17 protein-coding genes are annotated in these 23143 nt (G+C 69.9%); 9 read left to right on the top strand and 8 right to left on the bottom strand.

All coding sequences use genetic code 11. From position 1 onward, the window contains the following. The first annotated feature begins 194 nt into the window (after positions 1–194). Positions 195–1172 (top strand): acetylxylan esterase, encoded by a 978-nt coding sequence (locus tag JOF44_RS13605; RefSeq protein WP_209896017.1) that lies wholly within the window; start codon positions 195–197, stop codon positions 1170–1172. Between the two features lie 91 nt (positions 1173–1263). Here JOF44_RS13605 and JOF44_RS13600 read toward each other — a convergent pair whose 3' ends face one another. From JOF44_RS13600 to JOF44_RS13590, 3 genes are read right to left on the bottom strand one after another with little or no spacing between them, the layout of a single operon-like run. Next, on the bottom strand, positions 1264–2190 hold the full coding sequence (locus tag JOF44_RS13600) for a carbohydrate ABC transporter permease (RefSeq protein WP_245349471.1): 927 nt from the start codon (positions 2188–2190) through the stop codon (positions 1264–1266). A gap of 8 nt (positions 2191–2198) precedes the next feature. Further along, positions 2199–3173: an ABC transporter permease gene (locus JOF44_RS13595; RefSeq protein WP_209892409.1), complete on the bottom strand. Its 975-nt coding sequence runs from the start codon at positions 3171–3173 to the stop codon at positions 2199–2201. A gap of 31 nt (positions 3174–3204) precedes the next feature. Beyond that, positions 3205–4881, bottom strand: coding sequence for an ABC transporter substrate-binding protein (locus JOF44_RS13590; RefSeq protein ID WP_209892406.1), 1677 nt, complete (start codon positions 4879–4881; stop codon positions 3205–3207). A gap of 499 nt (positions 4882–5380) precedes the next feature. Here JOF44_RS13590 and JOF44_RS13585 point away from each other — a divergent pair, with 499 nt between their 5' ends. Beyond that, positions 5381–6073 (top strand): DUF624 domain-containing protein, encoded by a 693-nt coding sequence (locus JOF44_RS13585; RefSeq protein ID WP_209892403.1) that lies wholly within the window; start codon positions 5381–5383, stop codon positions 6071–6073. On the opposite strand, the gene JOF44_RS13580 is transcribed toward JOF44_RS13585, so the two are convergent. From JOF44_RS13580 to xylA, 4 genes are all read right to left on the bottom strand, one after another. Further along, complete coding sequence (locus tag JOF44_RS13580; RefSeq protein WP_209892400.1) at positions 6045–7211, bottom strand: endo-1,4-beta-xylanase; 1167 nt, start codon at positions 7209–7211, stop codon at positions 6045–6047. The genes JOF44_RS13585 and JOF44_RS13580 overlap by 29 nt on opposite strands. A gap of 62 nt (positions 7212–7273) precedes the next feature. Further along, complete coding sequence (locus JOF44_RS13575; protein ID WP_209892397.1) at positions 7274–9655, bottom strand: glycoside hydrolase family 3 N-terminal domain-containing protein; 2382 nt, start codon at positions 9653–9655, stop codon at positions 7274–7276. Between the two features lie 287 nt (positions 9656–9942). Beyond that, positions 9943–11340 carry a xylulokinase gene (gene xylB, locus JOF44_RS13570; protein WP_209892394.1) on the bottom strand — a complete coding sequence of 466 codons (1398 nt, stop codon included), beginning with the start codon at positions 11338–11340 and terminating at the stop codon, positions 9943–9945. A gap of 354 nt (positions 11341–11694) precedes the next feature. Then, a complete protein-coding gene (gene xylA / locus JOF44_RS13565) occupies positions 11695–12888 on the bottom strand; it encodes a xylose isomerase (RefSeq protein WP_209892391.1) in 1194 nt (397 codons plus the stop codon). A 326-nt stretch (positions 12889–13214) separates the two neighbouring features. Between xylA and JOF44_RS13560 the strand changes: the two genes are divergently transcribed. The 7 genes from JOF44_RS13560 to JOF44_RS13530 all read left to right on the top strand — a co-directional run bounded on the left by JOF44_RS13560 (position 13215) and on the right by JOF44_RS13530 (position 21106). Further along, positions 13215–14390: an ROK family transcriptional regulator gene (locus JOF44_RS13560; RefSeq protein WP_209892388.1), complete on the top strand. Its 1176-nt coding sequence runs from the start codon at positions 13215–13217 to the stop codon at positions 14388–14390. 312 nt (positions 14391–14702) lie between these two features. Next, the gene (locus JOF44_RS13555; RefSeq protein ID WP_209892384.1) at positions 14703–16028 is read left to right on the top strand and encodes an extracellular solute-binding protein; all 1326 of its coding nucleotides are present in this window, start codon (positions 14703–14705) and stop codon (positions 16026–16028) included. A gap of 2 nt (positions 16029–16030) precedes the next feature. Then, on the top strand, positions 16031–16981 hold the full coding sequence (locus JOF44_RS13550; RefSeq protein ID WP_209892382.1) for a carbohydrate ABC transporter permease: 951 nt from the start codon (positions 16031–16033) through the stop codon (positions 16979–16981). 1 nt (position 16982) lies between these two features. Then, a complete protein-coding gene (locus tag JOF44_RS13545; RefSeq protein WP_209892379.1) occupies positions 16983–17795 on the top strand; it encodes a carbohydrate ABC transporter permease in 813 nt (270 codons plus the stop codon). Positions 17796–17910: 115 nt separating this feature from the next. Further along, positions 17911–19176: a Gfo/Idh/MocA family protein gene (locus JOF44_RS13540; protein ID WP_209896015.1), complete on the top strand. Its 1266-nt coding sequence runs from the start codon at positions 17911–17913 to the stop codon at positions 19174–19176. Beyond that, positions 19173–20030 carry a ThuA domain-containing protein gene (locus tag JOF44_RS13535; RefSeq protein WP_209892376.1) on the top strand — a complete coding sequence of 286 codons (858 nt, stop codon included), beginning with the start codon at positions 19173–19175 and terminating at the stop codon, positions 20028–20030. Before JOF44_RS13540 ends, JOF44_RS13535 begins: the two co-directional genes overlap by 4 nt. Then, complete coding sequence (locus tag JOF44_RS13530; protein ID WP_209892373.1) at positions 20027–21106, top strand: Gfo/Idh/MocA family protein; 1080 nt, start codon at positions 20027–20029, stop codon at positions 21104–21106. Before JOF44_RS13535 ends, JOF44_RS13530 begins: the two co-directional genes overlap by 4 nt. Before the next feature lie 184 nt (positions 21107–21290). On the opposite strand, the gene JOF44_RS13525 is transcribed toward JOF44_RS13530, so the two are convergent. Next, positions 21291–22862 carry an aspartate:alanine exchanger family transporter gene (locus tag JOF44_RS13525; RefSeq protein ID WP_209892370.1) on the bottom strand — a complete coding sequence of 524 codons (1572 nt, stop codon included), beginning with the start codon at positions 22860–22862 and terminating at the stop codon, positions 21291–21293. Positions 22863–23143: the final 281 nt, after the last annotated feature.

Raw genomic sequence — 23143 nt, 5'->3', positions numbered from 1 at the left:
CGTCGATCGCGGCACCGTCGCGGCGCCCTCCTGGGGAGGATATCCGCGATGGACCGCCTTGACCGCGGGTGCCCCACTCCGTAGCCTAAACCACAGTTGATTCTTCCGACAGTTTTCGCCCCTTTTCTGATCATGCTCGGGGCATGGCGTCCGACCCGCCCGGCGTCGCCGGCACACCCCGACGTGGAGGCACCGTGGCCCTGTTCGATCTGCCCCTCGAGGCCCTGCGCGAGTATCGGCCAGTCCTGGACGAGCCCGATGACCTCGAGGACTTCTGGGCCGGCACGCTCTCCCGCGCCCGCACCCACGATCCGCTGCTCGAGGTCACCGCGGAGAGCAACGGCCTGTCCCTGATCGAGACCTTCGACGTGACCTTCGCCGGCCATGACGGCGCCCCGATCCATGCCTGGTACAACCGACCCGCCGACGCCGGGCCCGACCGTCCGGTGGTGGTCGAGTACATCGGCTACGGCGGTGGCCGCGGCGAGCCGCTGGAGCGGCTGAGCTGGGCGGCCGCCGGGTACGGGCACCTGCTGATGGATACCCGCGGACAGGGGTCCTCCGCCTCCCCCGGGCACACTGCGGACCCCGCGGGCTCCGGACCCGCCGCCCCCGGCTCGCTGACCCGCGGCATCGATTCCCCCGAGACCTCCTACATCACGCGTCTGATGACCGACGCGGCGCGCGCCGTCGATGCCGCGCGGGCGCTGCCGGGGGCCGACGGGCGCGTCGCGGTCGCAGGCGCCAGTCAGGGCGGCGGGCTCGCCCTGGCCGCCGCAGGCCTGGTCCCCGATGTCGATGCGGTGATCAGCAACGTCCCCTTCCTCACGCACATGCGCCGCGCCGTCGACCTCGTCGACACCGACCCCTACCAGGAGATCGTCCGCTATCTCGCGATCCACCGCGATGCCGCGGAGCAGGTGCTGCGGACCCTGTCCTACGTCGATGCCCTGCACCTGGGGCGGCGCGCCACCGCCCCTGCCCTGTTCTCCGTCGGCCTGCGGGACATGATCTGTCCGCCGTCGGCCGTCTTCGCCGCGCACAACCTGTACGGCAGTGCGGGCCCGACCGCCCCGGAGCGGGAGATCATCGTCTACCCCTTCAACCATCACGAGGGCGGGGGCTCGCTCCAGCAGCGCCGCCAGCTCGACTGGCTGCACGAACGCCTCTGACCGTCCGTCCGACGAACCCGACCGGCCGACGACCCCGTCGGCCCCTTCGGCCCCCGCCGAGGGAGGCCACCAGCTTCCGGGAGGGATCGGCTCAGCCCTTGACGGAGCCGAGCATGACGCCCGTGACGAAGTACCGCTGGACGAACGGGTACACGCACAGGATCGGGATCAGGATGAGGATCATCGTGACCGACTGGATGTTGGCGTTGATCGCGTCGACGCTCCCACCCGAGGCGGCGGCACCCTCGGACGCCGCGGTCGACGCCCCCGCGATCAGGTTCCGCAGGAACAGCGTCACCGGGAACAGGTCCGTCTTGTCCAGGTACAAGAAGGCGTTGAACCAGTCGTTCCAGTACTGCACCGAGTAGAACAGGACCATCGTGGCGATCACCGCCTTCGACAGCGGCAGCACGATCCGGAAGAAGATCCCGAACCAGGAGAGCCCATCGATCTGCGCGGCCTCCTCCAGATCATTCGGCAGGTTCTCGAAGAAGGCCTTCATGACCAGGAGGTTGAACACCGACAGTGCCGGCGGGAGGATCACCGCCCACATCGTGTTCTTCATGCCCAGCGAGGAGATCAGCACATAGTTCGGCACGATGCCGCCGTTGAAGAACATCGTGAAGACGGCGATGCCGATCAGCAGGCCACGGCCCCGCAGATGCTTCTTCGACAGCACCCACGCATAGGTGGTGGTCAGCACCATCGCGATCGTCGTGCCGAGGACGGTGTAGAGCACGGTGTTCCCGTAGCTGCGCCAGAAGTCCTCGTTGCGCGCGACCGCCCGATAGGTGTCGATGTTGAAGTCCACGGGGAACAGGCTCACCTTGCCGGCGTTGATCGCCCCGGCCGAGCTGAACGACTGGGCGAGCAGCATGACGAAGGGGTACAGCATGATCGCGCACATGATCAGCAGCGCGGTCATGTTCAGAACGGTGAAGACCCGGTAGGAGCGGGAATCCTTGATGGCCGTGCTCCGTCGGACGACAGGTTCGGGCCCGCGGGCCTCCGCCTGCATCGATTCGATCACCATAGGCTCGTCCCCACCAGTCGTTTCGAGATCATGTTCGCGCCCATGACCATCACGAATCCGATGATCGCCTGGAACAGGCCGATGGCGGCCGCGTAACTGAGGTTGTTGGACACCAGACCGACCCGGTACAGGTAGGTCGAGATGACGTCGCCGGTCGAGTAGGTCATCGGGTTGTACAGCAGCAGGACCTTCTCGAAGCCGACCTGGAGGAAGTTGCCGATGTTGAGGATCAGCAGCGTCACCATCGTCGGCCGAATGCCGGGCAAGGTGACGTGCCAGGTCTGCTTCCAGCGATTGGCGCCGTCGATGCGGGCCGCCTCGTACAGCTGATCGTCCACCGCGGTCAGCGCCGCCAGGTAGAGGATCGTGCCCCAGCCGACGGTCTGCCAGGCCTCGGAGGCCACATAGATGAAGCGGAACCACTCGGCCTGCTGCAGGAAGGAGACCGCGTCCCCGCCGAACGCCTCGACCAGCTGGTTCACCGTGCCCTGCAGGGACAGGAGCTGGTAGATCATGCCGACCACGATCACCACGGAGAGGAAGTGCGGCAGGTAGCTGATCGACTGCACGATCCGCTTGAAGTGCCGGCGGCGGACCTCGTTGAGCATCAGCGCCAGGATGATCGGCAGCGGGAAGCAGACCACCAGGGTCATCGTCCCGATGATCGCCGTGTTCGCGAAGACGTTCCAGAACGCGGGGTCCGTGATGAACAGCTTGATGTAGAACAGGCCCACGAACTCTTCGCCGAAGATGCTGCCACCCGGACGGAACCGGCGGAAGGCGATCGCGTTGCCGAGCATCGGCACGTAGCGGAAGATCGCGAGATAGATCAAGGGCAGCACGACGAAGGCGTACAGGGGCCAGTCGCGCTTCAGCGTGCGTTTCCAGGAGCCGGGCCGCCGCTTCAGCGGCGCCGGCCGCGACGCCGCATCCTGCGTCGCGGCCCCCGGTGTCTTGGTCGTCGTCATAGGAGGGTCCCTTCGTCGCCGGTGGGTTCTTTCACCCATTCGCCTCGGCGAAGCGGGAGCGCGCGGTGTTGATGAGCTCCATGTAGCGGGACATGCCCGCGGCCTCGAGCTCGGCGACGAAGTCGTCCCATTCGTCCAGGTCGCGCTCCCCCATGATGAACTGGAGCGTCGCTGTGTCGACGGTGTCCTTCAGAGGTGTCGACATGAGCGAGGCCTTCTCGAGCTCGGCCTCCTCCAGGGGGACCGGCGGGATCGGGTCCCGCGGGTCGCGGGTGGACAGGACGTCCTCGATGTACTGCACGAACTCGGGGGTGCTGTAGGACTCCTTGAGCGATCGGGATTCGGTCGACTCCGCCGGGAAGGTGGCGAACCCGAGGTCCGCGTTGATGTCGACCTCGGCGCCGCTGTTGATGTTGTACGACTCCATCGCGAAGCCGTCCTTCAGCTCGATGGTGCCGTCCTCGGCCTTCGTGTAGGTCTCCCCCTCGATGCCCCAGCGCAGCATCTCGCGGGCGGCGGGATTGAAGTACAGCCAGTCGGTGAACTGGAGGGTGGCCAGGAAGTTCTCGGACCGGGTGATCTCGGAGTTGAGCATGAACCCGTGCCAGAAGTTGCGGGGTTCGACATGGTCACCGGCCGGGCCGGCCGGCGGCGGGATGAGGGAGACCTCGTAGTTTCCCTCGCCGACGGTCTCGTTCAGCGCCTGGGCGAACTCGATGGCCGTGCCGGAGGATCCCGACGCCGCGAAGCACAGCTCGTTGGCGAACTTCTCACCCACGTCCGCGGCGCCGGATCCGTCGTTGGACGCGGTGAGCGATTCCCGGTCGATCAGACCCTCCTCGACCAGCGAGTGGAAGTACTCGACCAGCGACTTGTACTCGTCGGTCGCCGCCGCATAGACCAGCTCGTCACCTTCGGCGTCGATGAAGCCGCCGCCGAAGCCCCAGCCGGCGATGGTGCCGAAGGCGTGCGCCGCGTAGTTGAGCATCGACTGCGCTTCGAACCCGTCCGCCAGGGGCACGGAATCCGGGTACGCCTCCTTGACGGCGCGCAGCCCCTCGCGCAGCTCCTCCCAGGTGCCGGGGACCGAGCCGACGACGTCCTCGAACACATCCTTGCGCACCACCAGGGAGAAGACCGGGACGGAGACCTCCTGGAGGCCGGGCAGCATGTAGTACTTGCCGTCGGCCTGCTTGATGTTCTCGATCATCTGACCGAGCTCCCACTCCTTGACGTACTTCTGGAAGTTGGGCATGTGCTCGACGTAGTCGCTCATCGGCACCACCGCCCCGGAGGAGACGTACGGGGAGTCCTCTCCCGTGTAGACCAGGGGGATGAGGGTGGGGGCGTCCCCCGCGCTGATCAGCAGGCTGCGCTTCTCCTCGTGGTCGCTGAACGGGATGTGCGTCAGCTTCAGCTCGACGTTCGTGAGCTCCTTGATGTGGTCGAAGATCTTCCAGGTGTCCTCGACCGGAACTTCCGGCCAGTCCGTCCACAGGATGCCGACCTCGATCGGCTCGGTCGCCGTGAACTGGGTGTCGGCGGCGAAGTCCTCCATGGCACCGACGTTCTGCGCGTCGACGTCGATCGGCTCGTCCTCGGCGCTGCTCCCACCGCAGGAGGCGAGGGCGATCGAGCCGAATGCGGCGGCGGAGAGGCCGACGAAGCCTCGTCGGGACTGCGAGAGGTGGAAGGGGTTGAGCGTCATTGCCGTCTCCTCATCGGGGTGGTCGCAGCACCGGGACGGTGCGGCGGAGGCGTTGAAACGGATGCCCGACGTGCCCTCATCGGTTCGTCCGCCGCCACGAGGGACGGAAGGACGGGCCGGCCGGGCCGCCGGCGGGGCCGGCAGCACTCCTGCACGGAGAGTGCGGGTCCCGATCGTGCTGGGTACCGCAGCATCGCGACACCGACTTCTTGACCGAGACTTTCGTTGAAGTTTCGTTGTTGCACTCAACGTAATGGGCAGAGTGACGTGGGTCAAGAGTTCGCACCGGTGCACCTTTGGTGCAGTGGACGAGAAGCAGAACTGCCATGACCTGGGTGCATGCCGCAGCATCGCTCGCATCCAACGCCCGCAGGCACCGAATCATCAGGTAACGGTCTTGCAACTTCGCACGCAGTTGTCACGAAAGTTTCGCCCCGATGGCATGCTAGGGTCCCGGCAGACCGTCGGACACCGTCTCGGCCATCGTCCAGGAGGACTCATGACGTCACCTCGCCGATCACGCGGTCTCTTCACCGAGATCACCGAGGCCGTCTACTGGTTCCTCGTCATCGACGTGATGCTCGTGCTCGCTTCGGCGCCCACGATCGTGGTCTGGGCGCTGATCGCCCGGGGTGAGCTCAATGCGCTGCTGTTCACGATCGCCGCGCTCCCGCTGCTGCCGGCGATCTCGGCGGCCCTGTACACCTGGAGGGTCCGGAGCACGGATGACGAGCTGGTCCCGGCGCGTCGCTTCCTGCACGGCTATCGGGTGAATCTGCGCGACAGCCTCATGGCGGGCGTGCCCGCGCTGCTGGTGCTCGGGCTGCTCCTGTTCAATATCGCTCACGGGGGCGCGGCGGGCACCCGTGCCCTCAATGCGGTCTTCCTGGTGCTGGCGGTCCTCGTCCTGCTGGTCCTGACACGGGCGCTGTCGATCGTCTCGGCCTTCTCCTTCCGAACCATCGACGTCTTCCGTCTGACGGCGTTCACCCTGCTGACCAAGCCGCTGTCGACGCTGGCACTGATCTCGCTGGGCGTGCTCACGCTGGGGCTCATGGTCGTGGTCGGCGAGTTCCTGCTCCTGGTCACCGCGTCTCTTCTGACCTTCGCCCTCTGGGCATCGGAGAAGCCTGTCTCTCAGCTGCTGACCGAGAGGTTCGTCCTCACGGACGAGACGGCGCAGGCCGAGTGAGCTCCACCGAGGACCCGCCGCGGGGGATCGCGATCTGCGACCTCTGCCCGCCGACGGCGATCTCGTAGTCCCCGGCGAAGCCACGGACCGCGACCGCTCCGTCGTCGTCGGTGCGAAGCACCTGGCGGCCCATCCACCAATCGTCGCGGATCAGCTCCCTCAGCGCGTGGTAGCCCGGCTTGGGCGACCCATCCGCACGGACCAGGCCGGCCGGTGCCCCCAACCACGCTCCCGCGTCCCCCAGGCCCCAATAGGTCAGCGACTCGACCGCGGGCTGGGCGAGGACCGTGCGATAGTGCCGCACCAGCTCATCGGCCTGACGGTCCTCGCCCTCCGGGGTGGACGGCCAGGACTCCACGACGTGATCGTTGAGATCGACGATGTGGGGCGGCATGAGATCGCCGGAGACCAGCGTGGTCTCGGTCAGCTGGATCGGCAGGCCGAAGCGGGAGAAGCGCTCGATGACCCCGGCGATCTGCTCCTCGCCCCGGAAGCCCTGGTGCATGTGTGTCTGCAGCCCGATGGCGCCGATGTCGATCCCGGCCTCCAGGCACTCCTCGATGACGTCCTCGAAGGCGGAGGAGAGCTCGAAGTCGTTCAGCACCAGACGGGCGTGCGGGTTCGCGGCCCGCGCCGTCTCGAACGCGAGGCGGATGACATGCATCCGCCCGCGGGCCCGGGCGAGCCGCGTCACGGCGTTCTCCTCCGCCGCGAAGGTCGGCAGGATCACCGTCTCGTTGATCGCGTCCCACTGGTCGATGAGGCCTGCGAAGTCCGAGGCCTCCCGCGTGATCCGGGTGGTGATCGCCCGCTCGACGTCCTGCGCATCGAGGTCGAGCAGCCACGACGGGGCGAGGGTGTGCCACAGCAGCGGGTGCCCCTTGAGGGTCACGCCCCGGGCGTGCAGGAACCCGGCCAGGCGTCGGAGCCGCTCGGTGTCGGGGGCGCCCGGAGCGGGTTCGAACCATCGCCAATAGAACGGCAGCGTGGCCATGGTGAACAGGTCCAGCCACAGGGACGTGTACGCATCGGGCTCATCGGGCCGCAGCTCGAAGGCCGTGCAGCCGAAGCCGAACGCGTGCCGGATCTGCTCGACCTCGACGTCGGCGCCCACCACCGGCTCACCGTGCTCGTCCATGATCCGCACTCGAGAATTCTCGACCCGTGCGGACCTCACGTCCGACCCGACGGACGGCCCGCTCACTCGACACCGGCCGGAGCGGCGCCGGCGGTGCCCGCCAGCACGGAGACATCGATCCTGCCGGGTGCGTCCGGCCGAACCCCCACCGGGGTCTCCAGCACCCGTTCGCCGTCACCGACCACTCGGATGCCGCCGACCACGTGGAAGGAGTCCTCGAGGGTCAGGTCCTCGCTGGAGGCGCCCACCCGCACCCGGAACTCGCCGGGCTCGACGATCCGCCGGTGGTCCTCTCCCAGGAAGGAGGTGCGATCCGCGTGGAGCTGGAAGGTGACCTCGGCGCTCTCGCCGGCGGCGAGGGCGACCTTGGTGAAGCCGACCAGACGCTTCAGCGGGCGCACCACGGAGGCGACCGGGTCGCTGAGGTAGAGCTGGACGACCTCCTTGCCGTCTCGATCGCCGACGTTGGTGACTCTCGCCGTGATCTCGACGGTGCCGTCGGCGGCGATCTCGTCGGCCGACAGGCGCAGCTCGGAGTACTCGAAGCGCGCGTACCCGAGCCCGAAGCCGAAGGGGAACAACGGCTTGGGGTCGACGTTCGAGATGCCGTCGCTGACCCAGGCGAGGACCGGGGCGAGGTAGGTGCCGGGCTGGCCGCCCACGCCGCCGGGAATGCCGATCGGCAGGCGACCGGAGGGGTTCACGCGGCCCGAGAGCACGCCGGCGAGCGCGCTGCCGCCCTCCTCGCCGGGCATGAAGGCCTGCACGATCGCGCTGCAGCGGTCGGTGTAGGCCCCGAGGGCGTAGGGCCGGCCGGTCACCAGCACCAGCACCACCGGGGTGCCGGTGGCCAGGACGGCCTCGACGAGCTCGTGCTGGGCTCCGGGCAGCTGCAGGTCGGCGACGTCGCACCCCTCACCGGACGTGCCGGCCCCGAACAGGCCCGCGATGTCGCCCACGGCGAGGACGGCGACGTCGGAGGCTTCAGCGGCGGTGACGGCCGCGGCGATGCCGGCGGTGTCGGGCCCGGTGAAGTCCGTCCCCGCGACGGTGGTGAGATCCGCGTCCGGGAACTCATCGGCCAGCGCCTCGGCGAGCGAGGGCACGGGGACCGAGGTGCCCTGGTCCTCCAGGCGCGAGAGCACGTGGTTGGTGAAGCTGTAGCAGCCCAGGAAGCTGCGCGGCTCGACGGCGCTGGGGCCGATCAGCGCGATGCGGCGCGGGGCGGCCAGCGGCAGGGTCCGGTCCTCGTTGCGCAGCAGCACGATGGATTCCTCGGCCAGGCGCCGGGCGAGGTCCCGGTTCTCGGCGGGGTCCAGGTCGATGGCCTCGCCGGTGGTCGCGGGGTCGAAGTCGGGGTCCAGCAGACCGAGCTCGACCTTCTGGCGCAGCACGCGACGCACCGCGGTGTCGAGCACCTCGGTCTCCAGCTCGCCGGCCGCGATCGCGTCCAGCAGCTCCGGGAAGGTGCTGGTCTCGGGCAGCTCGACGTCCATCCCGGCGCGCAGCGTGGTCACGGCGGCGTCGCGGGTGGTCCCGGCGACGCGGTGCATGGACTGCAGGAAGTTCACGGCCCAGTAGTCGGAGACCACCGTGCCCTCGAAGCCCCAGGTCTCGCGCAGCAGCTCGGTGAGCAGCCAGTGGCTGGCGGCGGGGGCGATGCCGTCGAGGTCCGCGTAGGAGTTCATCACGGAGCGGGCCCCGCCCCGGCGCACGGCCATCTCGAAGGGCACCAGGTCGATCTCGTGCAGCTCGCGCATGCCGATGGAGACGGGGGCGTGGTTGCGACCGGCGCGGGAGGCGGCGTGGCCGGCGAAGTGCTTGAGCGTCGCGATCACTCCGGCACCCTGCAGGCCCTTGACGTACTCGGTGGCCAGGATGCCCGTGAGATACGGGTCCTCGCCCATCGTTTCCTCGATGCGGCCCCAGCGGTAGTCGCGCACGATGTCGAGCACCGGGGAGAGCCCGTGGTGGGTGCCCAGCGCCCGCATGTCCGCCCCGATCCGGCCGGCCATCTCGCCGATCAGCTCGGGGGCGAAGGAGGCGCCCCAGGCGATGGCCGCGGGATAGGTGGTGGCCTCGTGGGCCATGAGTCCGGTCAGGCACTCCTCGTGGGCGATCGCGGGGATGGCGTGCGGGGAGCCCTCCGTGACCGCGCGCTGCATCCGACGGAGGTTCTCCACACCCTCCACGGCGGTCTGCGGTGCGCTGCCGTAGGCCCGGGTGATGTGCCCCAGTCCGTGCTGGACCGCCTCCTCGAAGGGGTCACGGTCCGCGTCGAAGGTGGACTGCATGGGGGCGAACCCCTCGGCGTCCCCGATCTCGGGACGCTTCCAGTAGCTGCCGAGCTGAGCGATCTTCTCCTCGGGGCTGAGGTCGGCCAGCAGCGCCTCGACGCGCTGTGCGGTGCTCAGCGACGGATCCCTCCACGGATCAACGGTCATGGGGTGCTCCTTCGCACGACCGTCGAGCGCACGGCTCACCGCGCCGCCCGACATTTTCTGTCTCTTTGTGAAAGCTTTCTGTTATCTTTCGGTCGCCGTCAGGCTAGAGCAGTCCCTGTGTCGCGGTCAATGCCTCGTCACCTGGGGGATGCGGCGACAAAGACGGAGCACCTCCACCTGAAACTTTCAGGTGGAGGTGTTCCGGGTGGTGGCGTGCAGCGATCACGGAGCGGAGTCGTCCGGGCGGGGACAGCCCGCTGCCGAGGCCTGAGCACCGGGCGTGCGGCTCAGTCCGTCGCGGTCCACCCCTCGGTGCGCTCCTTCAGCTCACGGTAGGCGCCGAGCACCTCGGGGGTGGGATCGGCCTCGACGACGCGGCTGCCGGAGATCTCCCAGGCCGGCGGCTCCGCGGTGCCGGCCAGGGCCCAGGCGGCCTGGCGGGCGGCCCCGAGCGCCACGTACTCTGCGGCCGGGGCGACGGTGACCTCCCGGCCGAAGACGGCGGGAGCGAGCTGCTGGACCGCCTGGCTGCGGGCCGCCCCGCCGATCAGGGTGATCCGCGCTGCGGCGGTTCCGGTGATGTCCTCGAGCGCCGTGATGCCGTCGGCCAGGGAGCACAGCAATCCTTCGACGTAGGCGCGGGCGACGTCCTCCCGGGTGGTGGCGGTGCTCATGCCGGTCAGCGTCGCTCGGGCCTCGGGGCGGTTCGGGGTGCGCTCGCCGTCGAAGTAGGGCAGCAGCGTCACGCCGTGCGCGCCCGGCACGCTGGCCAGGGCCAGCTGGGCCATCTCCTCGTGGCTCACCCCCAGCAGGGAGCGACCGGCGTCGAGGATGCGCGCGGCGTTGATGGTGGTGGCCATCGGGAGGAACCGCCCGGTGGCGTCGGCGAAGCCGGTGACGGATCCCGTGGCGTCGTTCGGGCGGGTGGGGCTGACCATCGCGCACACCCCGGAGGTGCCGATGGAGACGGAGACGTCCCCCTCGCTCTGGGACAGACCCAGAGCGGCTCCCATGTTGTCGCCGGTCCCGGCGGCGATCGCGGTGCCGCCCGGCGTGCGGGCCATGACCTCCTGCGGCGACCCGGGCAGACGGGGCAGCCCGAGGGTGCGGCCCAGCGCCAGCTGGACCAGCTCGGGCTTCCATTCCTCGGTGGCCGTGGAGTAGTACGCGGTGCCGGAGGCGTCGCCCCGGTCGGTGAAGGCCTCTCCCCCGCCGGCCAGGTGCCGGGAGACGTAGTCGTGGGGCAGCAGCACGCTCGCCGCCCGCTGCGCCGTCTCGGGCTCCTCATCGCGCACCCAGCGCAGCTTGGAGGCGGTGAAGGAGGCGACCATCAGGCTGCCGATCTCCGCGACCGACGCCTCCGGGCCGCCCATCTCCTCGATGAGGGCCTCGGCCTGCGGGGCGGAACGGGTGTCGTTCCACAGCAGGGCGTCACGGACCACCTCCCCGCGGTCATCCAGCAGCACCATGCCGTGCTGCTGACCGCCGACGGAGACCGCCTCGGCCCGCTCCAGCAGGGGGCCTGCGGCCTCGTCGACGGCGTCGAGCCAGGCGCGGGGGTCGACCTCGGTGCCCTCGGGGTGCGCGGCGCGGCGCTCCTCGATCACGGTCCCCGTCTCCGCGTCGACGAGCAGGGCCTTCGTGGCCTGGGTGGAGGAGTCGATTCCGAGAACCGTCGGTGCCATCAGGAGGTCCTTTGCCGTGGTGGGTGGTGGGTACGGGCGAGGCGGGTGTGCGGGAGCGGGCGCGGGCGAGGGGGTGGTGAGTACGGGCCAGACGGGTGAGTGCGAGGGTGGGCGCCCGCGAGGGGTGGTGGGTACGGGCCAGACGGGTGAGTGCGAGGGTGGGCGCCGGCGAAGTGGGTCGGTGCGAGGCGAGCACAGGTGAGGTGAGTGCTGACCAGCCTACGGAACCCCAGCCCTCCGGCGCCGAGATCTGCGCTCTTGGTGTCATAACGGAATATGGCACCGAGAACGCAGATCTCGGCGGAGGTTCGGGATCCTGGGCCGGTCAGCGGGCCGGCCGCCCCTGCGCCAGGGTCAGGCGCGGAAGCCGAGCAGGTGCTGCAGGGCCAGCTGCTGCAGGCGCACGAAGCCGTAGTTGCGCTCGCCGGCCTTGTCGGGATCGAACTCCTCGTAGGTGGAGCGGTCCGCGAGCAGGTCCGCGAGGGACTCGCCCTCGGCGAGGGTGGGCTGCGCGAGCTCGTCGACGCCGGAGTAGGTCAGTGCCTCCTGCACCTCGGAGTCCTGACGGAACGCGATGGCGCGCTCCTTGAGCATCAGGTACATCTCCATGTTCGCGGCCGCCGCGTCGTACTGGCCCTTCTCGTGCTCGGTGCGCGAGGGCTTGAAGTCGAAGTGGCGGGCGCCCTCGTAGGCGCCGGGCTTGGACGGGAAGCCGTTCTCGAGCAGGTCGACCGTGAAGAAGGCGCTGATCAGGTCGCCGTGGCCGAACACGAGGTCCTGGTCGTACATCGGGCCGTGCTGGCCGTTGAGGTCGATGTGGAAGAGCTTCTCGGACCACAGCGCCTGGGCGAGGCCGTGGGTGTAGTTCAGCGTCGCCATCTGCTCGTGCCCGGTCTCGGGGTTGATCCCCACGATGTCGCCGTGCTCGAGCTGCTCGATGAAGGCCAGGGCGTGGCCGACGGTGGGCAGGAAGATGTTGCCGCGGGGTTCGTTCGGCTTCGGCTCGAGGCCGATGCGCAGGTCGTAGCCCTTGTCCTTGATGTACCCGGCGACGGTGTCGATCCCCTCGCGGTAGCGCTCGAGGGCCGCGAAGAGATCCTTCGACCCGTCGTACTCCGCGCCCTCACGGCCGCCCCACATGACGAAGGTGCTCGCGCCGAGCTCGGCCGCGAGGTCCACGTTGGCGAGGACCTTGCGCAGGCCGAAGCGGCGCACGTCGCGATCGTTGGAGGTGAACGCGCCGTCCTTGAAGACCGGGTGGGCGAAGGTGTCGGTGGTGACCATCTCGATCACGAGGCCGGTCTCGTCGGTGACGGACGTCAGCTGGTCGATGATCTTCTGGCGCTCGGCAGGCGTCGCGTCGAAGGGCACCACGTCGTTGTCGTGGAAGGTGAAGCCCCAGGCGCCGAGCTCGGAGAGTCTGCGGATGTGGGCGCTCAGCTCCAGCGGCGGGCGGGTGGCGCTGCCGAACTGGTCCTGCGCCTCCCAGCCGGTGGTCCACAGGCCGAAGGAGAACTTGTCATCGCGGGTGGGGGTGGGGGCGGTCATGGTCGAACTCCTTGGTCGGACGGCATCGTCTGGTCCCTCGCGACCCGGGGCCTCGTCATACGATGCCCGCAGCAGGACCGGCCGTTCGCGGGAACGGACGACCTCGAGCCGCTTAGTATGTTTGAGTAACTAACATACGACGGACCGCCGTCCGATCACAAGCCGCGGCCCGCCGGCCACCCGATCACACGTCCCACCATCCACCCGATCGCACGCCCCACCAGCCACCGTTCCGGCCACACGCCCCCGGCAGCCACCACCGGATCGCACGAGATATCGCCCCATCCCACGACGCAGTCGTCCGAGCACCCGACGGAAAGGTCCCCATGCAGTCCACGCACCTGCGCGAGCACAACCTCTCGGTCGTCATGCGCGCCGTGGCCACGGCGACCGAACCGATCTCCCGGGCGACGCTGGCCCGCTCCACGCAGCTGACCAAACCCACGGTCTCCAAGCTGGTCGAGGAGCTGATCTCGGCCGGACTCGTCGAGGAGCACGCCCCGGTCTCCCAGGGCAGCGGCCGCCCGATGGTCCCCCTGCAGCCCGCGAAGGGCACGGTGCTGGGCATCGGGCTCGAGATCGCTGCCGAGCACATCTCCTGCCTCGGCATCGACCTGGCCGGCCGGCAGCTGAGCTCGCACACCGAGTACCTCCGGGTGGACGCGGACACCGTCGAGGAGACCGCCCGGGCGTGCGCCCGCCTCGTCGAGCAGGTGCGGGCCGACGCCCCCCGGGCCACCCTCGTCGGCGTCTGCGCCGCCGTCCCCGGGCGCATGTCGCCCGACGGGCAGTCGGTGCTGGCCGCCCCGAACCTCGACTGGACCGAGGTGCCCCTGGGCCGCGAGCTCGCGCGGACCCCTCAGCTGGACGGCGTGCCCGTCCAGGTGCACAACGACATCCGTCTGTCGGTGCTCACGGAGATCGCCCGGCGGCCCGAGCAGTCGTTCATGTACGTGCGGGGCTCCACCGGCGTCGGCGGTGCGATCGTCCTCGACGGCACGGTGCTCGACGGGGTCCATGGCTGGGCCGGGGAGTTCGGACACACGGTGGTGGAACCGGGCGGCGCCCTGTGCCGCTGCGGGCGGCGCGGCTGCCTCGAGGCGTACATCTCTTACCACGCTCTGCGGGAGCGGGCCGGACTGCGCACCGATGTCCTCATCGACGAGCTGGTCGAGGAGCTCTCGCGCAGCACCGACCGCGCGGAGGTCATCGGCACCATCGGCCGCTCCCTCGGCCTCGCCCTGGCCAATGCGCTGAACATCCTGGACCTGTCCACCGTGGTGCTCTCGGGATACCTCGGCCCGATCGCCGGGGAGATCGCCCCGTTCATCCGCGAGACCGTGGAACGCCACGCCCTCGCGGCCGAGGTCGACGAGGTCGTCATCGAGCGGTCCGACGACCTCGAGGCACCGGCTCTGTGGGGCGCCGCCCGGGCGGCGATCGGCCCGATCCTCGACTCCCCCGGCGCCTGGATCGCCCGCACCGCCGAGATGGCGGGCTGACGCCGCGCGCAGAGTCCGCAGGCCGCCGCTGCGGGCACGCGTATCCCGCAAACGGCACCCGCTCCCCTCGTAAAAGCTTTCGGACCTGTGTCGACACCATGTTGTGATCATCGTGGTCGCGATTCACTGATCAGGTCCATGCCCTGCAGTGACTTCCGCCGCACGAGGTGTCGACCTCGGCGCCCGGACCTCGAAAGTTCCGACGCCCTTGACCCCAGAACTTTCGATTTGTAAGTTAGGGACACTTACCTGGGTGTGCCTCTCGACCCTCGCACCGCTGCACCCCGTCACCGTCGACATCAGGAGTAGGTCATGAAGAACCTCCAGCTCTCCCGCCGGACCCTGCTGGGCGCCACCGCCGGCGCCTCCGCCCTCGCCCTCGCCAGCTGCGGCACCTCCGGCCCCGGCGGCTCCGGTGGCGGAGGTGGCAACGCCGCCACCTACTGGGACCTCTCCGGCGAGCCCGGCGAGGGGATCACCCAGGGCGCCGTCGATGCCTTCAACGAGCTCGACCAGGGCACCGTCGACCTCACGTTCTTCCAGAACGACGCCTACAAGCAGAAGATCCGCACCGCGATCGGCGCCGGCGAGGCGCCGACCATCATCTACGGCTGGGGCGGCGGCGGCCTCCGCACCTATGCCGCTGCGGAGCAGGTCGAGGACCTCACGTCGTTCTTCGAGGAGAACTCGGAGGTCAAGGACCGCTTCGTGGAGGCCGTCTGGGGCGCCGCCACCGTCGACGACAAGATCTACGCGATCCCCAACGAGTCGACCCAGCCGATCATCCTGTTCCACAACAAGACGGTCCTCGGGGACATCGGCGCCGAGGCGCCGACCACCTGGGGCGATCTGATGAGCATCGTCGAGAAGGCGAACTCCGCGGGCGTCGCTCCCATCTCTCTGGCCGGCCAGTCCCGGTGGACCTCGATGATGTGGCTCGAGTACCTGCTGGACCGCATCGGCGGCGCCGAGGTCTTCGAGCGGATCGCGGCCGGGGAGCCCGACGCCTGGCTCGACGACGCCGTGGTGGAGATGGGCAAGAAGGTCGAGGAGCTGATCGACGCGAAGGCGTTCGTCGACGGGTTCCAGTCCATGGCCGCCGACTCCAACAGCGACCAGGCGCTGCTGTGGACGGACCAGGCCGCGATGATGCTCCAGGGCGGCTGGACCTACGGCTCGATGAAGACCAGCGGGGACGGCTTCGTCCAGGACGGCCGGCTCGGCTACGACCCCTTCCCCACCATCGAGGGCGGCAAGGGCGATCTGGCCAACCTCGTCGGCAACCCGGCGGGCTACCTGTCGATCTCCGCCGACGCGAGCGACGCGGAGAAGGAGGTCGCCCGGGCCTACTTCACCGATGGCGTGATGACCGACGCGGTGGCCGAGTCCATCATCGAGACCGGCGGGGTCCCCGTCGTCACCGGTCAGGACGAGGCCATGGCCGCGAGCGAGGACTCCGACTACCTGGAGTGGATCTACAGCGCGATCCAGGAGGCTCCGGACTTCACCCAATCCTGGGACCAGGCACTCCAGCCCACCGTCGCCGAGGAGCTCCTGGTCAACACCGAGCAGCTCTTCCTCGGCTCGATCACGCCGGAGCAGTTCGCCGAGAACATGAACGCCGCATCGGCGAGCTGAGCATGACCACCACCGCCCCTTCTCCACTGCCCTCCGCCGCTCAGGACGGCGCCGCGTCGACGTCCGGACGACGGGCGAGGGACCGGCCCCAGCTCTCGCACGTCCTGTTCGCCCTGCCGGCCCTGGTGATGTTCGGCGTCTTCGCGCTGCTGCCCCTGATCGGGGTCATCGCGCTGTCGTTCACCACCTGGAACGGGATCGGCCCGATCGAGTTCACCGGTCTGACGAGCTGGAAGGAGGTGCTCACCCGCAGCTCGACATGGAACGGCCTGGTGCTGGTGCTGCTGATGGTGGTCGCCACCTGGCTCACGCAGACCCCGCTGAGCATCCTGCTGGGGGCCTTCCTCGCTGGGCCGCAGCGCTATCGGAACCTGCTGGCCGTGCTGTACTTCCTGCCCCTGCTGCTGTCCTCCGCCGCGATCGCCATCACCTACAAGTCCCTGCTGGACCCCAACTTCGGCCTGGCCAGCGGACTGAACCTCGACGTCTTCGCCCTGAACTGGCTGGGCGACACCACCCTGGTCTGGTACGTGGTGCTGTTCGTGATCGCCTGGCAGTTCATCCCGTTCCACACCCTCATCTACCAGGGGGCCGTGCGCCAGATCCCGCAGAGCATGTACGAGGCGGCGCAGATCGACGGCGCCGGACGGGTGCGACAGTTCCTCTCGATCACCCTCCCGCAGCTGAAGTACACGATGATCACCAGCTCGACGCTGATGGTCGTCGGCGCCCTGACCTACTTCGACCTCATCTTCGTCCTCACCCAGGGCGGGCCGGGCGTCGCCACCCGGATCCTGCCGCTGGACATGTACCTGACCGGCTTCCGCGGCAACGAGATGGGCGTCGCCAGCGGCCTCGCGGTGCTGCTGGTCGTCATCGGCCTCGGCCTCGCCCTCGGCGTGCAGCGCCTGGGCGGCAAGGACGCGAACGCCAGCCAGATGGAAGGAGCCTGAGATGAAGCGCAACTGGCTCGGAGGCACCCTCGGCTGGCTCTGGCTGGTCGTCGTGCTGCTGCCCATCTACTTCGTGCTGATCACCAGCTTCAAGTCGATGGCCACCTACTTCGGCTCGAACCCCGTGGTCCCGGCCATCCCGCCCGTCATCGAGAACTTCATCGCGGTCCTCGAAGCGGACTTCGGGATGTACCTCGTCAACAGCGTGATCGTCGCCGTCGGCACCGTGGTCCCGATGGTGATCATGTCCTTCATGGCCTCGTACTCGATCGTCCGCGGCCATCGGCGCCTCTTCAGCCCCGTGCGCAACCTGTTTCTGCTGGGGCTGGCGATCCCGGTGCAGGCGACGATCGTCCCCATCTACCTGATCATCATCCGCCTGCACATGTACGACAGCCTGGTGGCGCTGATGCTCCCGGGAATCGCCTTCGGCCTCCCGCTGAGCATCCTCATCATCGCCAACTCGATGCGCGACGTGCCCAAGGAGCTGTTCGAGGCGATGGACATCGACGGGTGCACCGAGTGGCAGAAGATGTGGCGACTCGCCCTGCCGATGACCAGCCCCGCGCTCGTCACCGTCGCCGTCTACCAGGCGCTGCTGTCCTGGAACGGGTTCCTGTTCCCGCTGATCCTGACGCAGAGCCCGGACAAGAGGACCCTTCCTTTGGCATTGTGGTCCTTCCAGGGCGAGTACGCCACGAACATCCCGGTCGTGATGGCCGCCGTGACCCTGTCGTCGATCCCGATCGTGATCCTGTACGCGGTCGGCCGCCGATACCTGGTCAGCGGCATGACCGCCGGGGCCGGCAAATGAGGGTCCCGATCCGTTCCGCGCACCGCTCGCCCCACCCGTATCACCCACTCACCGAGGAGTCGTGAGACCAGCAGTGACCACCCCTTCCGCCCCCGCCCGACCGCTGCGCATCGGCATGGTCGGCTACGGCTTCATGGGCGCCGCCCACTCGCATGCCTGGCGCACCGCCCACCGCTTCTTCGATCTGCCGCTGACCCCGGTGCTGAGCACTCTCGCCGGGCGCACCGAGAGCTCGCTGGCCGCGGCCGCCGAGCGCTACGGCTTCGCGCGGACCACCACCCGCTGGCAGGACCTCGTCGAGGACCCCGAGATCGACGTGATCGACATCTGCACCCCGGGGGACACGCACGCGGAGATCGCGCTGGCGGCGCTCGCGGCCGGCAAGCACGTGCTGTGCGAGAAGCCGCTGGCGAACTCCGTGGAGGAGTCCGAGCGGATGGCCGCTGCGGCGGCCGACGCCCGCTCCCACGGCGTGCGCTCGATCTGCGGGTTCTCCTACCGCCGCACCCCGGCGCTGGCCTACGCGCGCCAGCTCGTCGCCGAGGGCTTCGTCGGGCAGATCCGCCAGGTGCGCGCGCAGTACCTCCAGGACTGGCTCTCCGACGCCGACGCCCCCATGACCTGGCGCCTGGACAAGGACACCGCCGGATCCGGGGCGCTCGGAGACATCGGCGCCCACATCATCGACCTCACCCAGTGGATCACCGGACAGGACATCGCCGCGGTCGCCGGCACCCTGGAGACCGTCGTCCCCACGCGCCCGGCCGCCGGCACGTCCCAGGGTCTCGGCGGCACCGGCGACGCCTCCGGCGCGCGCGGCCGGGTCACGGTCGACGACCTCGCCCTGTTCACCGCCCGCTTCGCCGGCGGCGTGCTGGGCTCCTTCGAGGCCACCCGCATGGCGCAGGGCCGCAAGAACGCGATGCGCGTGGAGATCAACGGCTCGGCAGGGTCGATCGCCTTCGACTTCGAGCGGATGAACGAGCTGGAGATCTACGACGCGACCGCCCCCGGCGGCCGACAGGGCTTCACCCGGGTGCTGACCACCGAGCCCGAGCATCCCTACGCCGCGGCGTGGTGGCCCACCGGGCACGGCCTGGGCTACGAGCACACCTTCACCCACGAGATCGCCGACCTCGTCCGAGCGATCGGCGAGGGCACCGACCCCTCCCCGTCGTTCGACGAGGCGCTGCAGGTCCAGCGCGTCCTGGCCGCCGTCGAGAGCAGCTCGGCGGACGGCTCCCACTGGCAGGACGTTCCCCCGTCGGCCGCGGACGTCCCGGGCGGCGCCCCGAGCGCCCCGGCCGGAGACCCGTCGGCGCCGTCGGCCGGCGCCCCCACCACCTCACAGACCCCCACCACGCAGGAGCACACCCGATGACCGACCCTGAGACCACCGCCTCGACCCGGATCTTCGTCGAGGAGGACCCCACGCCCCGCACCGCCCTCGTCGTGCGCGGAGGCTGGGACGGCCACCAGCCCGTCGAGGCGACCGAGATGTTCATCCCCTTCCTCGAGAAGAACGGCTTCACCGTGCGGGTCGAGGAATCCCCCGCGATCTATGCCGACGCCGAGTACATGGGCACCGTGGATCTGATCCTCCAGTGCGTGACGATGTCGACGATCGAGAAGGAGGAGTTCGAGGGGCTGCGCGCCGCCGTCGAGGCCGGCACCGGCCTGGCCGGCTGGCACGGCGGCATCGCCGACTCCTACCGCAACAACTCCGACTACCTCACCCTGATCGGCGGCCAGTTCGGCTGCCACCCGGGCAAGCACCCCGACGAGCGCCGGGGCGAGCAGGCCGACAACTACGTGCCGCACACCGTGAACATGCTCCCGGCTGCCGCGCATCATCCGATCACCCGCGGGATCAGCGACTTCGACCTGCTCACCGAGCAGTACTGGGTGCTGTCCGACGACTACGTCGACGTGCTCGCGACCACCACGCAGAAGGTGCGGGAGTGGGACCCCTGGCACCGCGAGATCACCTCCCCGGCCGTCTGGACCCGACAGTGGGGCGAGGGCCGGATCTTCGTGTCCACGCCCGGCCACCGCGTCGAGGTGCTCGAGGACTCCAATGTCCGCACGATCATCGAGCGGGGCCTGCTGTGGGCCGCGCGCGGCAGCGACCAGCCCTACGGCGACCACGGCGGCCACAGCGGCCCCAGCGGCCACAGCGGCCCCAGCGGCCACAGCGGCCACAGCGATCAGAGCAGGACGGAGGCGACCCGATGAAGGTCGGCATGATCGGCTGCGGGGTCATCTCGCGGCAGTACCTGGCGAGCTTCGATGAGCTGCCGGACGTCCAGCTGGTGGCCGTCGCCGACCTGGACCGGGCCCGTGCGGAGGCCGCCGCCGAAGGGCGCGAGGGGGTGCGGGTGCTCAGCGTCGACGAGCTCATCGCCGATGCCGAGGTGGACACGGTCCTGAACCTGACCATCCCGGCCGCGCACGCCGACGTGGACCTGCGGGCGATCGCCGCCGGCAAGAACGTGTACTCGGAGAAGCCGTTCGCGGTCACCACCCAGGAGGGGCAGCGAGTGCTGACGGCCGCCGCGGAGGCCGGCGTGGTCGTCGGCAGCGCCCCGGACACCGTGCTGGGCACCGGCACCCAGACGGCGCGATCCGCGATCGACGACGGCACGATCGGCACCCCGATCGCGGCGATGGCCACCATGGTCACCCCGGGTCACGAGCGCTGGCACCCGCAGCCGGACTTCTACTACGTCCCCGGCGGGGGTCCGCTGCTGGACATGGGCCCGTACTACATCCATGCCCTGGTCACGCTGCTGGGGCCGGTCTCCGAGGTGATCGGGGCCTCCAGCCGTCTGCGCAGCGAACGGACCATCGGCTCCGGCCCCCGTGCGGGCGAGGTCATCCCGGTCAGCACCGACACCCACGTCACCGGAGTGCTCGTGCATGAGTCCGGGGTGCTGTCCACGCTGGTCATGAGCTTCGACGCGGTCGCCACCACGATCCACCCGATCGAGATCCACGGCACCGGCGGCACGCTCGCGGTGCCGGATCCGAACCACTTCGCCGGGGACGTGGAGGTCCGCCGACTGGGCGGTGACGGCTGGGAGACGCTGCCCGTGGCCGCCGGCTACGCGGAGGCCTCCCGCGGCATCGGGCTGCAGGACATGGCGACGCGCGGGAGCGACCTGCGGGCCGCGGGCGAGCTCGGCCAGCACGTGCTCGAGGTGATGAACGCGGTGCTGGCGTCCTCCCGCAGCGGATCTCGCGAGGAGATCACCAGCACCGTGCAGCGGCCTGCGGCGGTCGCCCTTCAGGACGTGCGGGTCACGGCCTGATCCGACCGGCGACGCAGCGCAGCCCCGGCCGCCGACTGACTTTCGTCGCTCAGCGTGACCTCAACCGCCCTAAGGCCGTGAGGTCACGCTGAGCGACGAAACTTTGCTCGTACCCCCACCCCGCCGGGGGCAACGGCGCACCAGAGAACCGGTCCGGCGCCATCACCCCGGGCCGCGTGCGCCGCTACAGGTTCCAGATGACCGGGACCAGCAGGATCTTCACCACGATGGAGAAGGCGAACAGCGTGGCATAGGCGGTCTCGATGCGTTCGTCGGCCCGCTTGGCGTTGGCGGCCTCGAGCACCGCGGGCTGGCCGAGGAAGCCGGCGACGGCCCCGGCGGCCCGCGGGGCGGACAGGTCCAGCACCCACCGCGCCGCGAGCAGCATCGCGATGCAGCTGAGCGCGGCGACGACCACGGACAGCAGGGCCGCGCGCCAGGCCGTCGGCGAGGCGAGCACCGAGGCGACGTCGGGCCCTGCCGTCAGGCCCAGCCCGGCGAGGAAGAGCAGCAGGCCCAGCTGGCGCAGCGTGGTGTTGGCGCTGCCCGGCAGGGCCCACACCACGGGCCCGGTGCGGCGCAGGGCGCCGAGGACCATGCCCACCAGCAGCGGCCCCGCCGCCGGCCCCAGGGAGAAGCTGCCGCCGCCCGGCATCGGGACCGTGACCAGGCCCAGCGCGAAGCCCAGCACCAGGCCGAGCCCGAGGGAGAGCACATCGAGCTCGCTGGCCTTGCGGTCGGAGTCCCCCAGGAGGGCGTGGACGGCGTCGAGCCGTGAGCGGTCCACGACCACGGCGAGGCGGTCGCCGGGCTCCAGCACCAGGTCGTCGCGGGCGAGCAGCTCGAGGTCGCCGCGCCGCACCCGGGTCACCACCGCCCCGAAGCGGACCGACAGGTTCAGCTCGGCGATCGACCGCGAGGCCAGATCGGGGTTGGAGACGGTCAGCCGGGTGAACTCCACCAGCGAGCGGTCGTGCGCGATGTGCTGGTCGCTGTGCTCGCCCAGCTCCTGGGTGACCGCCTCGACCGCCTCCGGCATGCCGACGGCCACCACCTCGTCGCCGGCCAGCAGGTCCTCCCCCGGCACGATCACCCGCACCTTCCCGTCGCGGCGCAGGTAGGAGAAGCGCACCTGCTGCTCGCTCCACTGCGGGACCTCCCGCAGGTTCACGGTCCTCAGCACGTGCACCGTCGTGGAGGCCAGGCCGGTGCCGGCCAGGGCCGGGGTGTCCTTGCGGCCGGGCCAGCTGCGGGAGACGACCGTCGAGACCAGCACGATCCCGACGATCACGCCGAGCGGGTAGCCGAAGGCGTAGCCCACCGAGGGGGCGGAGCTCCCGGTCACGCGACCGGCGGCGTCCAGGGCGGGGGCCGCGGTCAGCGCGCCGGTGAACAGGCCCAGGGACAGGTCCCGGGCGATCCCCAGCACGTGCCCCAGCACGATCGTCGCGATCGCCGCCAGGACGGTGCTGGCCGTGGCGGCGGCCAGCAGCGGCAGCTGACGGTTCAGGGTGGCGAAGAAGGCGGCGCCGGCGGAGATCCCGACGGTGTAGACGAACAGGGCGAGGCCGAGGGACTGCACGATCTCCATGCCGGCGCCCAGGTGGGGCGCGACCGCCGAGAGGGCGAGGCCGGTGAACAGCGCGCCGGCGGCGCCGAAGCGGACGCGGCCGAAGGGGATGGCGCCCAGCACGGCCCCGGTGGCGACGACCAGGAACAGCGTGAGCAGCGGGCTCCCCTCGAGGACCTCGATCACGATCAACCTTTCCCGGGCCCGCAGCCGTGCACCGGGCCGGTGCGCGTCGAGCGCGGGCACTGCGGTGTGGAGCAGCTTCCACGATAGTCGGGGCCGACGGGCCGTGCCCCGGACAGTTGTCCGAGGTCACGACGTTGCGGCTGGCCTCCCGCTGCTCGAGGCCGGCGCTGGCAACCCTTGGCACGACGCTGTGACCAGTAACGTGGTGCAGGACACTGCATGTATCCCTCTCCCGCGTCGGGGTGCCCATCCGCGATGCCGCGGCTCGCCGCCCTCGTCCT

The organism is Brachybacterium fresconis, from assembly GCF_017876515.1.
Taxonomy (GTDB): Bacteria; Actinomycetota; Actinomycetes; order Actinomycetales; family Dermabacteraceae; genus Brachybacterium; species Brachybacterium fresconis.
This window is presented reverse-complemented; position numbering and strand designations above follow the sequence as displayed.